Here is an 18757-nt window from a genome sequence, read left to right on the forward strand (position 1 = left end):
AACAACCGATCCTCGAATTTGCGCTGCTCGGTGTCGAATGTCAGATCGAACTCATCCAAAAAGGCACGGCTATAAAGGCTCGACCATGAGGACACGATGAATTGCGCCTCTTCGCCGCCCCTTAGGCCCCGCGTCACGCGTTGGGTCATGTGGAGCTGTTGATCACGGGGGAGAATTTGGGTTTCAACACTGCCAGCACGGCCCAGATAACAACAGGCGTGCACAATGTCGGCGCGGGTTTGCATGGCATAGGCCAATTGGCGTTCTAATCCGCGCGTGGTGTAGTAGTCGTCTGCGTCAAGGAACCCGATATAGGTGCCACGTGCGATCGCCAGCCCGCTATTGCGCGCCGCCGATAGGCCGCTGTTTTGCGTGTGGTGCACCACCGTGACGTCGAAACCGTCGGTCAATCGCTCGAGATCGCGCGCATCGAATACCTCAGGATTGTCATTGATGACGATAATCTCGATATCGTCGATACGCTGTGCTTTTACGGATGCAAGGGCCGCGTGCAAAAACGCGGTTTCATCATAAAAGGGTATAATGATGGAGACTGAGGGCCCCAACCGGCTCGGGTTTAAAGACGCGTCCATAAGACCACCGCGTTGCGGTTACAGGCTTTCGTGGTGTGCGTCGTCGTCGCGCCAATGCCCAAAGCCGCGCCATGCAAAGTGCCCGTTGTGGCTATGTCCGTGACCTGTCCAGCGCGAAAACCTATCATCGTCGTCATCATCCGAGGTGTCTGTATCGGGTTCAAACGTAAAGAACGACGCAGGAAGGAGTGAAAGCAGTGCAAACAAAAATGACATGAACGACCCCCAAAACAGCAGGCGTGGAACAGACGCTGCGCAAGTTTATAATGCTCAAAAGATTACACTTCGTCAACTTTAGTTTTCAATTGATTTACGGTGCTTTGCGCGCAAATGTTTGGCGGTGATCGTGTGTTTGCGCACAATTTCCGTGATCGCCTGCATTCATTGAGAATTGAGCAGAAAACGCCCTTGCGAAGGGCGGCGCGGACAGGCACAATTCTTTGCGAATTCGATACTGGTCATGGTTGAAATATCAGGCTCGCCCCCCAGATATAGCAAACAATGACGGAAGAGACCCAAGATTGCCGCCGAAGTGGGATCGGGTCTTTTTGCCAAGATTTAAGGATATAAAAATGAACGCGCAGACTCAAACGTACCCTGTTCTTCCCCTTCGTGACATTGTGGTCTTTCCCCATATGGTGGTGCCGCTGTTCGTCGGGCGCGACAAGTCCGTCAAGGCCCTCGAAGAGGTGATGGCGAACGATCAGCAAATTTTGCTGTCCGCCCAGATGGACCCCGCGTTGGATGACCCTGAGGCGGATGCCATTTATCGCACTGGTGTCTTGGCCAATGTGCTCCAATTGCTCAAGCTGCCCGACGGCACGGTCAAAGTGTTGGTCGAGGGTCAGACGCGCGTGAAAATCGCCAGTTTCGAGGCGCATGAGCCGTTTTTCCTCGCCAAGATTGAACCCCTTGAAGAGACGCAAGGCGACGAGGCCACCGTGACCGCATTGGTGCGCGCCGTGGCCGAGGAATTCGAACGCTACGCCAAGATCAAAAAGAACATCCCCGAGGAGGCGATGGTGGCCGTGTCCGAGGCGCGCGATAGCGCCAAGCTGGCCGATCTCGTTTCGGGGCATTTGGGCGTGGATGTCGAGCAAAAGCAAAAGCTGCTCGAAACGCTGTCTGTCGAAGCGCGTCTTGAGGCGGTTTACGGCATGATGCAGGGCGAAATGTCCGTGCTGCATGTCGAGAAAAAGATCAAAACCCGCGTTAAATCCCAGATGGAGCGCACGCAGCGCGAGTACTATTTGAATGAGCAAATGAAGGCCATTCAAAAGGAACTTGGCGATGGCGAAGAGGGGGAGGGCGAAATCGCCGAGCTTGAGGCAAAGATCGCCGCGACCAAGTTCTCCAAAGAGGCCAAGGAAAAGGCCGAGGCTGAGTTGAAAAAGCTCAAGAACATGAGCCCGATGTCGGCCGAGGCAACCGTTGTGCGCAACTACCTTGACTGGATGTTGTCGATCCCGTGGGGCACCAAATCGCGGATCAAAAAGGATCTGAACCGCGCCGAGGGCATCCTTGATACCGATCACTATGGGTTGGAAAAAGTCAAAGAACGCATTGTGGAATACCTTGCCGTGCAACAGCGCAGCCAGAAACTCAAAGGCCCGATCATGTGCCTTGTGGGCCCTCCAGGTGTGGGTAAAACAAGCTTGGGCAAATCGGTCGCCAAGGCCACGGGGCGCGAGTTCATTCGCATCTCTTTGGGCGGCGTGCGCGATGAGTCCGAGATCCGCGGCCACCGCCGCACCTACATTGGCTCCATGCCCGGTAAGATCATTCAGGCACTCAAGAAAGCCAAAACCACTAACCCGCTTATCTTGCTCGACGAGATCGACAAGATGGGTCAGGATATGCGTGGCGACCCTGCGTCCGCAATGCTCGAAGTGCTTGATCCAGAACAGAACTCCACCTTTGTGGATCACTACATGGAGGTCGAATATGACCTCTCGAACGTGATGTTTTTGACCACCTCCAACAGTTACAACATGCCTGGGCCGCTCTTGGACCGCATGGAGATCATTCCGCTGTCGGGCTACACCGAGGACGAGAAATTCGAGATCGCCAAACAGCACTTGATCCCCAAACAGATCAAGAACCACGGGCTAAAAGCGAAAGAGTTTTCGATCGCCGATGACGCCGTGATGGATGTGATCCGGTATTACACCCGCGAGGCGGGGGTGCGCACTCTGGAACGCGAGTTTGCCAAAATGGCGCGCAAGGCCGTGACCCAATTGGTCAAGAAACAGCTCGAAAGCGTCGCGATCACCCCCCTCAATCTGGAGGACTATCTCGGCGTTAAGAAATTCCGGCATGGTCTTGCTGAAAAAGAGGATCAAATCGGGGTTGTCACCGGCTTGGCCTATACCTCCGTTGGCGGCGATCTGTTGCAGATCGAAGCGCTCAAATTGCCAGGAAAGGGCCGGATGAAAACCACCGGCAAACTTGGCGATGTGATGAAAGAGAGCATCGAGGCGGCAAGCTCCTATGTCCGCTCCATCGCGCCCTCAATCGGGGTGAAGCCGCCACTCTTTGACACGATGGACATCCACGTCCACGTGCCCGATGGCGCGACGCCAAAAGATGGCCCCTCGGCGGGTCTGGCGATGGTCACAACGATCGTGTCTGTGCTCACGCAAATTCCCGTGCGCAAGGATATCGCGATGACGGGTGAGGTTAGCCTGCGCGGCAATGCTACGGCGATTGGCGGCCTCAAGGAGAAACTGCTCGCCGCTCTTCGGGGTGGTATCACCACGGTTCTGATCCCTGAGGAAAACGTCAAAGACCTCGCGGATATTCCCGAGAACGTGAAAGCGGGATTAGAGATCATCCCCGTGAGTCACGTCTCCGAAGTGCTCAAATTGGCGCTGGTACGTCAACCTGAGCCTGTGGAATGGGATGACGCCGCCGAAGAGGCCGCACGATTGGCTAAAGTGACGTCAAACAACCCTGCGCAAGGTGCGGTTGCTCACTAACTCCACAAATGTTCGAAAAATGAAAGGGCATCCAGTTTGGGTGCCCTTTTTTTGGCTTTGCGCGGACCGCGATGTTCGATTTGTGCAACTTTTGGCGGGGTGGCTCCGGTGAGACGCGCGCCTTTTTGTCCCATTTGCGTCGCGCAGTTATGGCTTAATGGAACCCCTTTAGTTTGCTTTCTTTGCACCCTATAGTGAGGCTAACTTTTTTCTTTAGTGAGACATGGATCATGGCTAAGAGCCCGACAAAGACCCCCGCCGACGCATCTGCGCCGAAAAATACCGCAGCCACCAAATCGGCAGCCGCCAAATCAGCAGCGGCCAAATCTGCAGCGACCAAGGCGGCAAAACCCACGGTCGTCGCCGCCAGCGCGGTCGACATTCCCGTGCCTGCCATTGTTACGGAATTGGCCAAAAAGGATTTTCTGGACCGCGTGACGGAGGCATCCGGTGCCAAGCGCGCGATCGCAAAGAAAATTGTGGACGCCGTATTGATGGAGTTGGGGGACGCGCTTCAGCGGGGCGAAAACGTGAACTTGCCGCCACTGGGAAAAGTGTCGATCAACCGTCTCAAAGAAGTGCCCAATGCTCATGTTTTGATTGCAAAAATTCGCAGGTCCAAGGTGATGGTGGAGGCCGCAAAAAACGCGGATACACCGTCTGAACTCGAGGGCGATGCGGACGATTGATTTCTGGGGTTTATGACTTGCATCACCAAACCCGTGGCGCTAGAAACCGCGCCACGGCGGGTGATTAGCTCAGTGGTAGAGCGCTTCGTTCACATCGAAGATGTCAGGAGTTCAAATCTCTTATCACCCACCATTTTCCCTCGTCAGCGCCGTCTATCAGTCCGCTCGCACAGTCGAGCCGGTCCATCTGACCCTTAACGTGGGCGATATCACCTATGACGGCTGGGAATGCGCGCCAGTATAAGATGAAACGCGCAGGACGGGATGGCGCAGATATCACCGCGCTTTGGGCACCGTGTGTTATCGTTGCTCGAGAAACGTGTAGGCCTCTAGGATTGTGGTCGTCAGCGTGTCCAAAAATCCGGGCGTGGTGACGTCGATCAGGCTGGCGGGCGTGTCTGTCTCGTTTGCGTCAGGGTCTGGTGCGGTGAGAAGAGGACTTTGTGCCGCGAGCAGCTCGCGGTAGCTCGCCCCTTTTTCGTGCTTGAGGACATTGACCGCTAGATAACTTGTGTGCAACCGCGCAGCGAGATCCGTGTGCCCTGCGTCCAACAACACCGCTTTGAGTTTGCGTGAAAACGGGCCGCGTTTGAAATGATGCTGCATTCGCGCCTCGAACACCGTAAACAGATCAACCGCGATGTGTTCCAGTGCGCCAATCGCAACGCCACGTGCCTCTTCGGTTTGAGGCGATGCCCGCTCGGTCGCGAGGGCGGCAATGCGATCTAGGTGGATCTTTGCATCGTCCTTGGCTGCGCGAACGAGTTCAGGAATGCTTTGTGGTGCTGACATGTTTTCTCTCCAAAAGATTCCCCCTCTTTAAGCTATGCCACCGAAAAAGATAGCGTTGAGATAGGGGGGGACGCATGGCCAGTTTACGTCCAAGCCCCGTGATTTCACTAAAAGGCGCCGCAAATGCCGATCGCGCGTCATCTGTGCCTTTGCGCCAAACAAATGGGGGTGACAATCAACGGTAAACGAATAACAATTATGGTTGTCACGAGTTTTGCAAATGGTTGAGCATGGATATTACACTCATAAAAACATTTATCGAAGTCGCGAACACTGGTTCGTTTGTTGCCGCATGTGATCGTCTTTACGTTACGCAATCGGCGGTGAGCCTGCGCATTCAACGCCTTGAGGACAGTTTGGGCCACGCGGTGTTTATGCGCTCCAAAGCGGGTGCGGTTTTAACCCCCGCCGGTGAGCAGTTTTGGCACTATGCCTTGAGCCTTGTTAAGATATGGGAAGAGGCGCGCCAACAGATCGCGATCCCCGAAGGCTTCACCAAGTCACTGTCGATTGGCGCGCAATACTCGCTTTGGCCGCGCCTTGGCTTTCGGTGGATCGATGCCTTGCAAAATGACATGCCGGATTTGAGCATCCGCACGGAAGTGGGGATGGCTGATCGTTTGACACGATATTTGATCGAGGGCGTGGTACAGGCGGCGTTGGTGTATACCCCACAATTGCGCCCAGGCCTTGTGGCCGAAAAGGCATTGGAGGACGAGCTTGTTCTGGTTGCCTCTTATCCGGACGCTGATGTTCACGGCCCTGAGGGGTATGTGTTTGTCGATTGGGGCCCTGAGTTCACCCATGCGCACGCCACGGCCCTGCCTCATCTGACGAATGCGGGGCTAAAGTTTCATCTGGGCGCGTTGGCGGCAGACTATATTATGAACCGGCGGGCCTCAGCGTATCTGCCTGCGCGCGCGGTGAAGCGTCGTGTGGACGCAGGAAATTTGCACATTGTGGCGGATGCGCCGCGGTTTGAATATCCGTCTTGGGTGGTTTGGCGCGATGATGTCGATCCCGATCTTGCGATGCCCGCCAAGGCCGCGTTGAAGAGAGTCGTTCAAGCGGCTGAAACCGAACAGGAAACAGATGTGGGCCATATTGGGAACATGGAGGATTATGACACTGGTAGCACCCACTGAATTACAAATTTAAAATACTCGTTTAAACCATAAGTAATACGAATTTCACTCACGACATCGGGTTTTTTATACCGTTCCCAGCAGAGATGATCAGAGCTTTGGCAATGGTGCTGAAGATCTGGCCTCGCAACTTGGGAAAGGACTAACCCATGAAAAAGACATACACATTGGTGGCCGCGTCTGCAGTTGCCGCCCTTATTGCCGCTCCGACATTCGCGCAAAGCAAACTGAGCGGCGTTCAGGCGCTTAACGATAAGATTGATGACATCACAACGGCTGCTCAGGACGATTTGGACAATGCCAAAGACAATGAGCGTTTTGGTCCGAACGGTGTTGTTCAGGGCTGGCGCGGGTCGTTCGCACTGTCCGCATCGGGCACATCGGGCAACACGGACTCTGGCGAATTGTCGGGTGCTGGTCGTTTGAGCTACGGCGTTGGCGATTGGAACCACTCGTTTGGCTTTGCTGTTGAATACGGTGAATCCAACGGCACCAAGAGCGAAGAAAAATTCTACGCTACATATGAAGGCAACCGTTACTTCTCTCCCGAAGTCTACGCCTTTGGCCTCGCGCGTGTTGAATACGATGGCTTCTTGACCGATTCCAACGGTGATGCGCTTTCGGGTGATCAAATGGACGCGTTCTTGGGCGCGGGTGCGGGCTACCGCTTCATCAACACCGATAAAACCGCATGGCGTGTTCAGGCCGGTCCTGGTGCGCGCTACGTGAGCGATATCAATGGCGTAAGCGACACCGAGTTCGGCTTTATCGTTGCGTCCCGTTTCTACTATGCGTTTAGCGATACTGTGTCGTTCACAATGGATACCGATGTGTTGAGCTCGAGCACAAACACCGTTGTCTCCAACGATGCGGGTTTGAACTTCAACATGACCGACACGTTGTCGACACGCGTCAGCTACCGTACGGATTTCGACTCTGATCCTGCGGCGGGCCTGAAATCGACCGACAATACACTCGGCGTATCGCTGGTTCTCAGCTTCTAAGCCACTCAAAAGCACTGTGCCACATCGTGCCCTCGTGTGTAGCACAGTGATCCGAGAGACCTAGAGCGTCCGCATTTTGTGCGGGCGCTTGCGCCTGTTTGGGGTGTGCGGTGCGGGCAGGGCGGCGGCAGAGGACCGTGATCCTATGTGCGTTGCGAAACTGACACAATCCATAGGTAGACAAAGCAAGCGCGTCACAGAAATCTGTTGCGTTCATCTGACGTGGTCTTGACAGTCCGTCATTATTTTAATTATTTATGAAATATGGAATCATTGCTTACAGACAGACTCGCCACCCTAAGCCATCCGCAGCGGATGGACGTGTTTCGCCTTCTCATGCGGCGCTATCCCGATGAGGTGCCCGCGGGCGAAATTTCACAAGCCCTCGACCTCAAGGCGAGCACAGCATCGGTGTATCTGTCGGCGTTGACGCAGGCGGGCCTGATTTCGCAGCGCCGCAATGGCACGCAGATTTTGTATGCGATCAATCTCACAGCCGCCCAAGAGGTCGTATCAGGGCTGTTTGTGGATTGTTGTCGTGGACGGGCTGACATTTGCCCGCCTCAGTTATCTGACCTTCTTCGGAGTATCTCCCCTATGACCGATACCAAATTCAATGTTTTGTTTGTCTGCACGGGCAATTCGGCGCGCTCGATCTTTGCTGAAACCATTCTGCGCGAAATGGCGGGGGATAGGTTCGTAGCATATTCCGCAGGAACGGCACATCGCTCCGATCTCAATCCGATTGCGGTCGAAGTGCTGCGCGCCAAGGGTCACGATGTGTCGCCGCTCAGGTCGAAAAACGTGTCTGAATTTCAGGCTGCGGACGCCCCGGTTATGGATTTCGTCTTTACCGTCTGTGATCGCGCCGCGAACGAGGATTGCCCGACATGGGCGGGGCAGCCGGTGTCCGGCCATTGGGGACTGCCCGATCCGGTTAAGGCGCAAGGGACCGAGGCCGAACGGCGTCTTGCGTTTCAACAGACCTATGGGGCGCTGCGCAACCGGATGTTGGCGTTCTCATCTCTTCCCTTCGACCAGCTAGATCGCGGGTCGCTTCAAAAACACGTCGATGACATCGGCAAAACGCCCCTTGAACAGGACTGATCCCCTATGACCACTTACGCGCTCAACGGCCTTGGCCGTATCGGAAAACTCGCCCTTCGCCGTCTGTTGGAACGTGGTGCCGACATTGCCTTTATCAACGATGCCGTTGGCGATCCCGCCATGCACGCGCATCTGTTGGAGTTCGATTCCGTTCACGGGCGTTGGCCCGCGACATTTGCCGCCGATGCGGATGCGATTACAATCGACGGGACACGCCTTCCGGTGACGTCCGTGCGCGCCCTTGAGGATCTGCCATTAGACGGGGTTGATGTGATGATCGATTGTACGGGGGCCTTCAAAACCGAAGCCGCCCTTGCGCCGTATTTTGCGGCGGGCGTGAAAAAGGTGATCGTCTCTGCACCGGTCAAGGATGGTCCAACGGCCAACATTGTCTACGGCGTAAACCACGACATTTACCAGAGCGAACACCACCAGATTGTGACGGCGGCAAGTTGCACCACCAATTGTATTGCTCCTGTGGTCAAGGTGCTCTTGGACGGGATCGGGATCAAGCACGGATCAATCACCACCATCCATGACGTCACCAACACGCAAACCATTGTGGACCGCCCCGCCAAAGATTTGCGGCGCGCGCGCAGCGCATTGACCAATCTGATCCCGACGACAACGGGGTCGGCCACGGCGATCACACTTATCTATCCTGAACTTGAGGGTAAGTTGAACGGTCACGCGGTGCGTGTGCCACTGCTCAATGCCTCCCTCACGGATTGCGTGTTCGAGATGGCGCGCGAGACAAGCGTGGATGAGGTGAATGCCCTGTTCAAAGCGGCGGCGCAGGGGGATTTAAGCGGTATTCTCGGATATGAGACGCGTCCACTGGTGTCGTCGGATTATACCAACGATCCGCGCAGTGGCGTTGTCGATGCACTCTCCACCATGGTCGTAAATGGCACCCAACTCAAAGTCTACGTTTGGTATGATAACGAGTACGGATATGCGCACCGGCTTGTTGATGTTGCCGTGATGGTGGGGGACGCGCTGTGACACGGTCCGCCGGATTTCCTGCGTTTATAACGGTAACGGCGGCCTATTGGGCGTTCATGCTGACGGATGGCGCATTGCGGATGTTGGTGCTGTTGCACTTTCACACGCTTGGCTTTTCGCCCGTGCAACTGGCCTATCTGTTTGTGCTCTACGAGATTGCGGGTGTTGTGACCAACCTGTCGGCAGGATGGCTTGCTGCGCGCTTTGGGCTGACGTCGACGTTGTACGCGGGGCTGTCGTTGCAAATCGTGGCGCTGTTGGCCCTGGCACAGCTTGATCCTGCGTGGGGCATGACCGCCTCTGTTGTCTTTGTCATGGTGGTTCAAGGGCTGTCAGGCGTTGCTAAAGATCTGGCCAAGATGAGCTCCAAAAGCGCGATCAAGGTGTTGGCCCCCTCCGAGGGCGGCGGGCTGTTTCGATGGGTTGCGGTGCTGACAGGATCAAAGAACGCGGTCAAAGGTGCGGGCTTTTTGGCGGGCGCGCTATTGCTTGCGGTGTTCGGGTTTGTCCCGTCTGTGTTGAGCATGGCTGCGGTTTTGTCTGCGATCCTCGCCTTGGTCATTGTGTATATGCCCGACGGGCTTCCCGTTGGCCGCAAGGATGCGAAGTTCGCCGAGGTCTTGTCCAAGAACCGTAATATCAATTGGTTAAGCTGTGCGCGGCTATTTTTGTTCGGGGCGCGCGATGTGTGGTTTGTGGTCGGTATTCCGATCTACTTTTACAGCGTGCTGTCGGATGGAAGTTCTGAGGGAAATCGCGCGGCGTTCTTTATGATTGGAACGTTTATGGCCATTTGGACCATCTTATACGGTTTGGTTCAAAGCGGGACACCGCGTATTTTGAAGGCGACGACACGCACACACGGGCAGCTTTTGAGGCAGGCAAAGTGGTGGGTCGGCGTGCTTGCCATCGTGCCCGCAAGTCTGGCCGCATTGGTTTTGACGGGGCCCGAGGCGTCTCCGGCGCTCACATCGGCGATTGTCATTGGTCTGTTGGTCTTTGGGGCGATCTTTGCCGTGAATTCCGCGCTGCACTCGTTTTTGATCTTGAGCTTTACGGATGCAAAGCGCGTCACACTTGACGTTGGGTTTTACTATATGTCCAACGCGGCGGGGCGCCTTGTGGGGACCGTGTTGTCGGGAATGAGCTATCAATTCGGCGGGTTGGCGTTGTGCCTTGGGGTGGCTGCGGCGATGATTGCGGTGAGCGGGCTTGCGACTTCACAACTCAGATCGGCTCAAACGGATTAGGGCGTGTCTGGTGCGGGTGTAATCCTAAATGGCTTGCCAAGGCGCGCAAATGTTCCTATTTTGTTCGTCAGGTCAGTTAAGGATACCCCCGTGGCACATATTGATGATTCCGCTCCGAAATCCCATTACATTTGTCAGACATATATCGAGACAAGCGCAGGGGCAGGGCAGCACACTGTTTTGAAAATTGGCAAGCAATTTCAATATTCAAAGGCAAGCGAGGCGCAAGAGCGCGCAGAACGTGAGGCCCGAAATGACGACTGCGCAGGGGCGGATGCCTATGTGGTTGTCGAAGACCCAACCTCCGGCGAGATCGGCGCGCCGACATTCTTGGTCCGTATTGGAAATGTCCCTGAATTTGAGGACTTTTAAGGCAACCCACTACAGTTAACATCTGGCGCAGCGTCCGTGAGACAACGGACGCTGCGCCTGTATCTGCGCGGTTTCAGTCACATGTGATAGCCGCACAGTGGTCCTCTTGCGCCATAATCGTCGCTGCTTTGCGAAAACAGTTTGGCGAACAGGGGCGATATCCTTTAACAATACCTTTAGATGATCTCATTGCGCGAAATGCAATTTTAGGTTGCGGCGCTGCATGCGCGCGCGTGTCAGGCGCCCTAGGGTGTTCGGCGGGTGAACGCGGGGGTTAAATGTACGCTGCGCCGGTGTGCGGCAAAGTTGGTATTGGTATTTATATGTCATTGGTTTTAAATGTTTCTCCGCCGTTAACCACCGTACAGGTGGGCGGGTTTTCAACCGCGCTGGCCGATCGGGACGAATTGGCAAGCTGGATGTGCGATGTCTGCGAGGCACGCCCTACGATCCCCGCTTTGGTCTTTTCGTCCAACGGTCAGGGCATCGCATTGTCGGGCGGGGACACCAAATATGACGCGGCGATGTCGGCCGCCGATGTGATCCACGCGGATGGCATGTCGGTCTTGATGGCCTCAAAGCTGTTGACCAATTCGCCCATTCGTGGCCGATCCGCGACCACCGATTTGTTCCACGATGTGGCCCGTCACGCCCAAGAGCGCGGGTTGTCGTTTTTCGTGCTTGGCGCGAGCGAGGATCAAAACGCGCGCGCGGTCGCACAGATCAGACGGTTGTATCCCGCGCTCAACATTGTCGGGCGGCGCAACGGCTATTTCGAGGAGGCCCAATCGGGTGAGGTCTGCGCGCAGATCGTCGCATCGGGCGCGGATGTGGTGTGGGTCGGGCTTGGCAAACCCAAACAAGAAATCTGGTGCCACGAAAACCGCGCCGCTCTGGCAGGGGTCGGGTGTCTGAAAACCTGTGGTGGGCTCTACGCGTTTCTTGCGGGTGACAGTGCGCGCGCACCAAAATGGGTGCAACGTATTGGTTTTGAATGGTTGTTCCGCCTGATGGGAGATCCCAAACGTCTATGGCGCCGCTATGCGATTACCAATGTGCAAGCCGCCGTTCGGCTGATGCGCGACACGCGCTCCAACCCCGTTGGCACCTCGCCGCACAGGCCGAGGGGTGATTAACGCAAGACGTGATATGCGCGGTGACGCGGGGCAGCCCTTTGCGGCTCTTGGGCTCACGTTGGTGTGTTTATGGCCGATCGGTATTGAGCATTTTGTCCCGTTGATCGTGCTCCCAGTCTATGTGTTTGTGTTCAAAAAGACCCGTTCAACGCCCGCCTGCCAGATCCACGTTGCAGGCTCTGCACCGCTCTATCTATTGGCGCTCTTTTTGGGGTTTGTGGTGATATCGAGCGCGCAGGTCACGCAATCCGTGCGTCTTATGACATACACGCGCGACTTGATGGCGTGGATCTGTGCCACCGCACTATTTGCGCATTTTTATGCGCATTATCAAACGTATAGACTTGTCGACGGCGTGCGGCCTCTGGCGATTGCGTTTTGGGTGATCGTCGCCTCCTGTGCGTTTTATATCGTGATCGGCTCCATTCAATTTCCCTCGCTCGGCTATCTCGCCGCCCCTGATTTTATCAAGACGTCGATGACTGGCGCACGATTTTTGCTCAAGGATTTCGGGGAACAGCTTTACTTTTACGGTTTCACTGACCGTGTATCGTCGTTTTTCGGCTCTCCGATCCATTTGGCGTGTGTCCTCTTTTTGCTGTTGCCGTTTGCGTTGCACGACAGGCAAAGCACCGTTGGCCGCATTATCGTCTACGGTGCGGCCCTCACCGTGGTGTTTTTCGCGCAGGCCCGTGTCGCACTCGTGTTGATGGCGCTGTATCCGTTGTTGGTGGGGATGAGCCGTGCCGCTGTCTCTCCGACATTTTCGCCTGCCTCTTTATTGGCGGTGACCGTCCTTGTGGTCGTGTGCGCGGTGGCGATCCTGCTTTTTTCACAGACGGGTATCGCGTTTGCGAAAGAGGCGTTTTTGGAGCGCCGCTCAGGCAGTGTTGAGGCCCGGACCATGATCTACACCCAAAGTTTGGAGTGGATTAAGCAACGGCCTTTTTTGGGCTACGGCACCCAGATTGATGTGGCCGGATTGGAGTATCCTTTGGGGTCGCACAGCACGCCGATCGGCTTGGCATTCAAATACGGCCTCGTGGCTTGTCTGGGTATGATGGGGTTTTTGATGTCGTCTTATGTCGTTGTTATTCAGGTGTTTAGACGTGAACGCGCGGGAGAGGCATCTCTCTTTTATGGGTGCCTTTTGTCGAGCTTTACCTGTTACTATGCACTGATTGCGGTGAATGAGTTTGTCGTCGACCTCTACCACCATCTCGTTTTATTTGCCGTGCTTGGCGCGCTGTGGGGCACGCGCCGCCAGATGTGTGTCGCCCACGATAGACCCCGCGCAACTGCCGCGTGCGCCATTGGAGAATGACGGTCGATGAATTTCGCGTTTAGAACGGTTCAATTCGGGTTCATGCATATCTGGCCGCTATTGGTCATGGCGGTCGCCGCCACGCAGTTGCCGCCCACTGCGCTCGGCAGTGTTGCGATTATTATGTCTGTCGCCACGCTGTTTCGCCCCTTGGTGGGGATGTCATTGGGACGCACAACATTGCGCTATGCGGGCGAGGCCTTTGCCAAAGAGGGGGTGAGCGGACGTGACGCCGCCGTGGGGCTTGCGCTGCGCCTCGGGATCATCGCTTCCGTTTTGGCTCTGGTCGCGGCGGTGCCCGTGATGCGCGCCGTAAACCGGTTTTACGACTTGGATGCAGGGCCTCAGATCCTGTTCTATGCCGTTGCGTTTATTTACTTATTTGGCCTGACCGAGTTCTTTGACGGTATTTATCGAACCGTTGGAAAATTTCGACAGTTGGCGGTGAGCGTCGTTGTCTCGCGCATCGTCGGATTGGCGCTTTTTACCTTTTGGCTGCCTGTTTATGGCGGTGTCGCCACCTTGGTTTTGTGTTTGGCGCTATCGGAATTGGTCGCGGTCGTGTTGCTCATGCTGGGCGCGCGCGGATTGATATCCGGGCCGGCCATTTGGCGTTATGACCTGCGATCTACCCAATCAGCGCGACTATTGAGCTATGCGGCCCCTGTGATCATCAATGCGGTTTCGGTCTATTTATATGCGCGCGTTATGGTGATGATCGTTGGTCTCTATGTGCCAAGCGCCGACACAGGCGCGTTTGAAATTGCAGTGCAGATTAGCAATCTGCCGATGGCCGTGACCATCATTTGCGCCTCGGTCATGTCGCCCGTCATTGGCCGTTTGATCCATCAAGGGGAGGCGGGGCTGCGCGCGGCAAACGAGATTGCATCCTACGGCGCGGCGTTCACCGTCTGGGTGAGTGTCATGGCCGCGCTCTATTTGATGATTGTCGCGCCCTTTGTGTTGCAGGTCTGGTTCCCCCAATTGGAAGCCTTGCCCATGGTCATGATGATCATTGCACCGCTCGTGGCGGCCAAAGCCTTCGCGCAGTTCATCTCTGGTGAGATTGCCATTGCCACGGGTGCGGCGGCCACTGCGGCCCGTATTACCTTGGTGTTCGGCGGTGTGACTGTGGGATTGGGGTTTGCCCTGTCGCCGTCATTTGGCGTGACGGGGGCGGCGTTTGCCATGCTGATTGCGCATCTGGGGGCGGTTGTTGCGACGGTTGTGATTTTGACGCGCAAGACCGGCTTGACCCTGAGGTATCACCTAAGGGCCACGGTGTCGGGTGGTGCCATGATTGCAGGGGTTTGCGGTGTGGTTGTGTGGACCTTGCGTCACGATCCGGCATTGGCGGCACTTTGGGGAACGGTGGCGTTTTGTGCGGCTTTGATCGCGGTGTTGGTGACTGGATGGCGGTCGGACGCTAATATCGTGGCTCCGGTGCGTGACGGTTTGCGCATGATCCATGCGACCCGCACCGCGCAGTCGGTGACAGATGCACCCGTCGCCAAGGCCAAATCGGACGCCACGCACACGCCGCGCGACATGACGCAGGCAGTATTGGACTATTGTCGCCTGAGCGCGCCCGATGCGGCTGCGTTCTGGCTTGATGGAACGGGTGAGGCCACGGCGATTGCATGGCAAGATCACGCGGACATGGTATACACGCTGCGCCTTTTGGACAGGCTCGCGCAGGTCCCAAAAGAAACGGCGCAATTCTATCTGAACGCAGTGGCGGATGCGGATTTGTACGGGCGTATTCGTGTGTGTCAGAGTGGGCAGGGGGGCGCAAACAGCGCACCCACCGCGCATATGACGGCCTATGTTTTGGGCGCGGCGCGACTGGTCGAGGATGCAACGGGGGGCGTGCTGCCCGCCCGTGCGTTTGAGGGCTGGGATTTGGCGCAAATCATTGATCCGGCATCAGACTTGCCGCGCTACCCAAAGGCGTGGTCGCATCATATCTGGCGGGTGAGCCATTGGATCGGGGGCGGCCCGTCGATTGTGCTGAATCTGTCGCGTTGGGGCAAGGTTGACGGCATAAATGCAGCACTTTTGGAGCGGGTTTTGACGGCGATCGAAACACAACTCCTTGATCCGCACACCGACCGCTTGCGCCCCTATCGCTCTGCCCTGATCCAAAAGGGGTTTCGGGTGGCCTATAAGATCAGACATGACCCCGAGATTGCCGATATCGGGGGGCTTGTTCATATTCTATGGATCTATCACGCCACGGGGCGGAACTACCGCAATCGGGCGGCGCTTTATGACGCGTCATGGTGCCATTTGCGCGGTGAGGTGCCGTTTATGGAGCATGCGCCCTATTGCCTGGATTTCGATATCATACAGTTGATGCGCACCGCGCAGCCGGCCCACGAGGCGTTCTCGCCCGATGCGGTGCAGCGCGCGGCGCAGTTTGTGGATGATACGGCGGCGTATATCCGCACCTTGCCGCAAACGGGCTATACCTTGCACCGGCTCACCGGCGCTTTGGCCGCGATGCATGAAGCGGCGTTGATACTGGGCGGCGATCATGTGGCCCCGCTCGGTGTGGCGCCTGTCGATATTATCAAAGAGGCGGGGTGGCTTTGAGGCGCGTGTGCAGGCGGACATGACCGCGCACGACGGCCGCGCCGCTGACCATGCCCGCCGCTCGTTTTGTGGATCGCCACCTCTCGGGGATTAGATCGCCATCGCCGTCATCCTTTTGACATGAGGGCGCGACAGTGGCGGCCAATAGCCGTCTGTTACAGGCGCAAGGGGGATCACGTCGTGACTGTCGTCGTCATAGGTGATCGTGATGCGGTGCGGCCCTGAAATCCCCGTGGTCCCTGCCATATCCGCAGCGCGTGTGGCGGACGTCCCCGATGTGGTGACAAAAGAGCTAGGGCGTGATCCTGCCTCGAACTGCATACCCAAGATGACAACATCCTCGCCCGCCACCGCGCTATACGGGCCAATCCCGATTGAATAGGACGTGGTGTGCTCGGGTATGAACACAAGTTGGAGCAGAATGGTCCCGTCCATGAGCGTCTTTTGGGCGTAGCCCGATACCATGCCGGACGCGCCTTGTGCCAAGGGGCCAAGAGCGCCAATCGGGCCGCCCCAATTGGTTTGATGCCCGCCAGACGTGCGAAACACCGCGCGCAGGTTGGGCGAACTGCCCGCGCGCAACCAAATACTCACGGTATATGTCGTCCCCGCGACGAGGGCGACATAGGGATGGTTGAGGCGCTGATAACTCGCCCCTGTCGAGGCTTCCGAGACGCCCGCGAACACACCAAGCGCGTTCAACGTTTGATCTGTGCCGCTGCCGCCATTTTGATCCCATTGCGACACGCTGGCATGGGCATGGGCCAACATGTTTGTGGTCTCAGGCTCGAACAATGTGCCGAGTAGCGTACCCGTTTGCGGATCATGGTCGATGCGCGCCACATCGGGCGCGTGCAAGACCAATGCTCCATCATCCCCATAGGCATAGGCGGGGCTTGCGCGTGAGAACACCACGGCGTCACGTGGACCGGTGGCGTCAATCAACACGGTGGCGCGCGTAGATCTGCGCGCAGCCGTGGTCATAAAATCCAATCCGAGACCCAGCATTAGGACACCGTGAACGCGTGAATGCCCGTGGCCGTGGTGCCTGTGGCCAAAACGCGCGCGGTAGCAACAGGTAAAATGGCAAAGTCCCCCACCATGACCGTTCGCACATGGCCCGCAATCGAGGCAAAGCAAACCGCGCCTGCGGTTTCGACATAGAGGGCCAATGCGGGGTGTGGTAGATCGTTGAGGTCATCAGGTGTGACGGGGGTGATATCTGCGGCGGCACCCTTAAGGGAGGCTGCGCGGTTTTCAAACGGGTTCGTCATGATCATAACTCCTGTGGCTGGCGTCCAAATCAACGGCTATGCGTGTCTCGGCGTGATTTGGGGCATTTGAATTGCCCGCCGGTTTTAGGACACAGGGATAAAATTTGCCTTGGTGGGCCGTGCGCTGCATATGGTATTTTGCGCACACTGCGCCTGAACCGGACATGGATATTGAGCGTGGCACCGATTGTCGCGGTCATCACAATGGTGCGGAGAGTTTCGATTTACCGAAATGCGGCACGGTGGGTCTCTCTTTGGAGTTCAGGCTTTTGGAAATCAGCACGAGACGCAGGCCAAGGTGAATCCCTTTGAGTGATGCTAATCCGCCAACTTGCACTGATTGTTTACGCCTTTGCCCTAACGTCACCGATTATGACGCATGCAGATCCAAAAACCCTTTTTGTGCATTTGGGCACCGAGAAAACCGGCACCACATCCGTGCAGTCCGTTTTGGCGCGCAATGAGGCAACATTGCGCGCGGCGGGGGTGAGTTATGTCAAAGCGTTCCGGCGTGGCATTTGCCACAACCATTTGACCCGCATGCTGCGTGAGGATCGACACGATGCACATATCCGCGCCAAATTGAGCCGCGAGATTGCACAAACCCACCAACGTCATCTGTTGATTTCAACCGAAACCGCGTTTGGGATCCATGATGCGCGCAAAATGATATCGACGCTTGCGGGTATTGACGGTGTGCAGCTCAAGCCGTTCTTTTACTTTCGCCGTCAGGATTTGTTTCTGGAAAGCCTCGCCAAACAACGTGGCAAGACGGGGCAACTGGTCGCGGGCTATTTGCCGTTCATAAATGCCCGCCGCCAAAAGGCGGACTATGCCGCGTTCTTGCGCGCTATGCGGCATGATGCGCCACACCTCACATGGACTGCGCATCTGTATGACCGCGCCCACCTGAGGGGACACGATGCGGTGCAGGATCTGTTTCACCACATCGGGGCAGGGGCCATAGGCCGTGTTGAGGGCGAACACGCCACCGCCAATCGCACGCCATCACTGGCGTTCCTAGCGGCTTTGGATCAGCACGCCCCCGACACGCCATCCGAGCGCCAACGCATTATAAAGCGCGCCGAAGCCTATGCACGACCTGCGTTTTTCCAGTCCGCGGATGTGCTCACTGGCCCTCAGCGTGAGGAAATCATGGACGGGTTTCGCTCGTGCAACGCGCAAATGTCCGATGAGGTTGGGGTGGATCTTATGGCCCTCTTTAATGACGATGTGGCGTGGGACCGTGTGTCCCATGCGATCACCGATCCGGACGAATGGGACTGGGCGGTTCAATCTGCCTGTTTGGAGATCAAACGATTGTGCAATCTGCGCCCCGCATCAGCGACCAAAGCCGCGTAATCCGCCTCTCTTCACGTGTTTTTCGTGCGCCCTCGCGCACATGGATTTGATGTCGCTCAATACCGCCGCGTGTTGGCTAATGTATGTGAGAGGTCTATACCCGACTAAAATATTCGATGTTTAGGTTCTCC

Annotated in this window: 17 protein-coding genes and 1 tRNA gene; 13 read left to right on the plus strand and 5 right to left on the minus strand. The window is 56.4% G+C overall.

Annotation, left to right across the window (positions count from 1 at the left end; genetic code table 11):
- Both ACTG34_RS07630 and ACTG34_RS07635 read right to left on the minus strand, forming a co-directional pair.
- Positions 1-593, minus strand: a 593-nt coding sequence (locus tag ACTG34_RS07630; RefSeq protein ID WP_439104360.1) for a glycosyltransferase family 2 protein, incomplete at its 3' end; no start/stop codon positions are given.
- 18 nt (positions 594-611) lie between these two features.
- Positions 612-809, minus strand: a complete 198-nt coding sequence (locus ACTG34_RS07635) for a hypothetical protein (RefSeq protein ID WP_439104361.1) — start codon at positions 807-809, stop codon at positions 612-614.
- Between the two features lie 356 nt (positions 810-1165).
- On the opposite strand from ACTG34_RS07635, the gene lon reads away from it, so the two are divergent.
- The 3 genes from lon (at position 1166) to ACTG34_RS07650 (ending at position 4393) form a co-directional block, all read left to right on the plus strand.
- Entirely contained in the window at positions 1166-3571 is a 2406-nt protein-coding gene (lon, locus tag ACTG34_RS07640; RefSeq protein ID WP_439104362.1) for an endopeptidase La, read from the plus strand.
- A 230-nt stretch (positions 3572-3801) separates the two neighbouring features.
- Positions 3802-4260 carry an HU family DNA-binding protein gene (locus tag ACTG34_RS07645; RefSeq protein ID WP_439104363.1) on the plus strand — a complete coding sequence of 153 codons (459 nt, stop codon included), beginning with the start codon at positions 3802-3804 and terminating at the stop codon, positions 4258-4260.
- Between the two features lie 58 nt (positions 4261-4318).
- Positions 4319-4393: transfer RNA gene (locus ACTG34_RS07650), tRNA-Val, on the plus strand.
- Between the two features lie 167 nt (positions 4394-4560).
- On the opposite strand, the gene ACTG34_RS07655 is transcribed toward ACTG34_RS07650, so the two are convergent.
- The gene (locus ACTG34_RS07655) at positions 4561-5052 is read right to left on the minus strand and encodes a hypothetical protein (protein WP_439104364.1); all 492 of its coding nucleotides are present in this window, start codon (positions 5050-5052) and stop codon (positions 4561-4563) included.
- A 230-nt stretch (positions 5053-5282) separates the two neighbouring features.
- Between ACTG34_RS07655 and ACTG34_RS07660 the strand changes: the two genes are divergently transcribed.
- The 9 genes from ACTG34_RS07660 to ACTG34_RS07700 all read left to right on the plus strand — a co-directional run bounded on the left by ACTG34_RS07660 (position 5283) and on the right by ACTG34_RS07700 (position 15990).
- Positions 5283-6197 carry a LysR family transcriptional regulator gene (locus ACTG34_RS07660; RefSeq protein WP_439104365.1) on the plus strand — a complete coding sequence of 305 codons (915 nt, stop codon included), beginning with the start codon at positions 5283-5285 and terminating at the stop codon, positions 6195-6197.
- Between the two features lie 149 nt (positions 6198-6346).
- Positions 6347-7201, plus strand: a complete 855-nt coding sequence (locus tag ACTG34_RS07665) for a DUF481 domain-containing protein (RefSeq protein ID WP_439104366.1) — start codon at positions 6347-6349, stop codon at positions 7199-7201.
- A gap of 264 nt (positions 7202-7465) precedes the next feature.
- Positions 7466-8308: a helix-turn-helix domain-containing protein gene (locus tag ACTG34_RS07670; RefSeq protein ID WP_439104367.1), complete on the plus strand. Its 843-nt coding sequence runs from the start codon at positions 7466-7468 to the stop codon at positions 8306-8308.
- 6 nt (positions 8309-8314) lie between these two features.
- The gene (locus ACTG34_RS07675; RefSeq protein WP_439104368.1) at positions 8315-9313 is read left to right on the plus strand and encodes an ArsJ-associated glyceraldehyde-3-phosphate dehydrogenase; all 999 of its coding nucleotides are present in this window, start codon (positions 8315-8317) and stop codon (positions 9311-9313) included.
- Positions 9310-10563 carry an organoarsenical effux MFS transporter ArsJ gene (arsJ, locus tag ACTG34_RS07680; RefSeq protein WP_439104369.1) on the plus strand — a complete coding sequence of 418 codons (1254 nt, stop codon included), beginning with the start codon at positions 9310-9312 and terminating at the stop codon, positions 10561-10563. Before ACTG34_RS07675 ends, arsJ begins: the two co-directional genes overlap by 4 nt.
- Before the next feature lie 90 nt (positions 10564-10653).
- Positions 10654-10935, plus strand: coding sequence for a hypothetical protein (locus tag ACTG34_RS07685; RefSeq protein ID WP_439104370.1), 282 nt, complete (start codon positions 10654-10656; stop codon positions 10933-10935).
- Between the two features lie 278 nt (positions 10936-11213).
- Positions 11214-12071 (plus strand): WecB/TagA/CpsF family glycosyltransferase, encoded by an 858-nt coding sequence (locus tag ACTG34_RS07690; RefSeq protein WP_439104371.1) that lies wholly within the window; start codon positions 11214-11216, stop codon positions 12069-12071.
- 13 nt (positions 12072-12084) lie between these two features.
- Positions 12085-13395, plus strand: a complete 1311-nt coding sequence (locus ACTG34_RS07695) for an O-antigen ligase family protein (protein ID WP_439104372.1) — start codon at positions 12085-12087, stop codon at positions 13393-13395.
- Between the two features lie 6 nt (positions 13396-13401).
- On the plus strand, positions 13402-15990 hold the full coding sequence (locus ACTG34_RS07700) for a lipopolysaccharide biosynthesis protein (protein WP_439104373.1): 2589 nt from the start codon (positions 13402-13404) through the stop codon (positions 15988-15990).
- A 90-nt stretch (positions 15991-16080) separates the two neighbouring features.
- On the opposite strand, the gene ACTG34_RS07705 is transcribed toward ACTG34_RS07700, so the two are convergent.
- Both ACTG34_RS07705 and ACTG34_RS07710 read right to left on the minus strand, forming a co-directional pair.
- Positions 16081-16998 carry a phage head spike fiber domain-containing protein gene (locus ACTG34_RS07705; protein ID WP_439104374.1) on the minus strand — a complete coding sequence of 306 codons (918 nt, stop codon included), beginning with the start codon at positions 16996-16998 and terminating at the stop codon, positions 16081-16083.
- Complete coding sequence (locus ACTG34_RS07710) at positions 16998-17264, minus strand: spike base protein, RCAP_Rcc01079 family (RefSeq protein ID WP_342843269.1); 267 nt, start codon at positions 17262-17264, stop codon at positions 16998-17000. Before ACTG34_RS07710 ends, ACTG34_RS07705 begins: the two co-directional genes overlap by 1 nt.
- Positions 17265-17579: 315 nt before the next feature.
- Here ACTG34_RS07710 and ACTG34_RS07715 point away from each other — a divergent pair, with 315 nt between their 5' ends.
- The gene (locus ACTG34_RS07715; RefSeq protein ID WP_439104375.1) at positions 17580-18626 is read left to right on the plus strand and encodes a hypothetical protein; all 1047 of its coding nucleotides are present in this window, start codon (positions 17580-17582) and stop codon (positions 18624-18626) included.
- Positions 18627-18757 lie beyond the last annotated feature (131 nt).

Source organism: Celeribacter marinus, from assembly GCF_965656515.1.
Lineage (GTDB): Bacteria > Pseudomonadota > Alphaproteobacteria > Rhodobacterales > Rhodobacteraceae > Celeribacter > Celeribacter marinus_D.

Bases quoted from the DNA above. Each gene is read 5' to 3' on its own strand.
- ACTG34_RS07635 (WP_439104361.1), bottom strand. From the start codon at position 809: ATGTCATTTTTGTTTGCACTGCTTTCACTCCTTCCTGCGTCGTTCTTT.
- lon (WP_439104362.1), top strand. From the start codon at position 1,166: ATGAACGCGCAGACTCAAACGTACCCTGTTCTTCCCCTTCGTGACATT.
- ACTG34_RS07645 (WP_439104363.1), top strand. From the start codon at position 3,802: ATGGCTAAGAGCCCGACAAAGACCCCCGCCGACGCATCTGCGCCGAAA.
- ACTG34_RS07655 (WP_439104364.1), bottom strand. From the start codon at position 5,052: ATGTCAGCACCACAAAGCATTCCTGAACTCGTTCGCGCAGCCAAGGAC.
- ACTG34_RS07660 (WP_439104365.1), top strand. From the start codon at position 5,283: ATGGATATTACACTCATAAAAACATTTATCGAAGTCGCGAACACTGGT.
- ACTG34_RS07665 (WP_439104366.1), top strand. From the start codon at position 6,347: ATGAAAAAGACATACACATTGGTGGCCGCGTCTGCAGTTGCCGCCCTT.
- ACTG34_RS07670 (WP_439104367.1), top strand. From the start codon at position 7,466: ATGGAATCATTGCTTACAGACAGACTCGCCACCCTAAGCCATCCGCAG.
- ACTG34_RS07675 (WP_439104368.1), top strand. From the start codon at position 8,315: ATGACCACTTACGCGCTCAACGGCCTTGGCCGTATCGGAAAACTCGCC.
- ACTG34_RS07690 (WP_439104371.1), top strand. From the start codon at position 11,214: ATGTACGCTGCGCCGGTGTGCGGCAAAGTTGGTATTGGTATTTATATG.
- ACTG34_RS07695 (WP_439104372.1), top strand. From the start codon at position 12,085: ATGCGCGGTGACGCGGGGCAGCCCTTTGCGGCTCTTGGGCTCACGTTG.
- ACTG34_RS07700 (WP_439104373.1), top strand. From the start codon at position 13,402: ATGAATTTCGCGTTTAGAACGGTTCAATTCGGGTTCATGCATATCTGG.
- ACTG34_RS07705 (WP_439104374.1), bottom strand. From the start codon at position 16,998: ATGCTGGGTCTCGGATTGGATTTTATGACCACGGCTGCGCGCAGATCT.
- ACTG34_RS07710 (WP_342843269.1), bottom strand. From the start codon at position 17,264: ATGACGAACCCGTTTGAAAACCGCGCAGCCTCCCTTAAGGGTGCCGCC.
- ACTG34_RS07715 (WP_439104375.1), top strand. From the start codon at position 17,580: ATGCTAATCCGCCAACTTGCACTGATTGTTTACGCCTTTGCCCTAACG.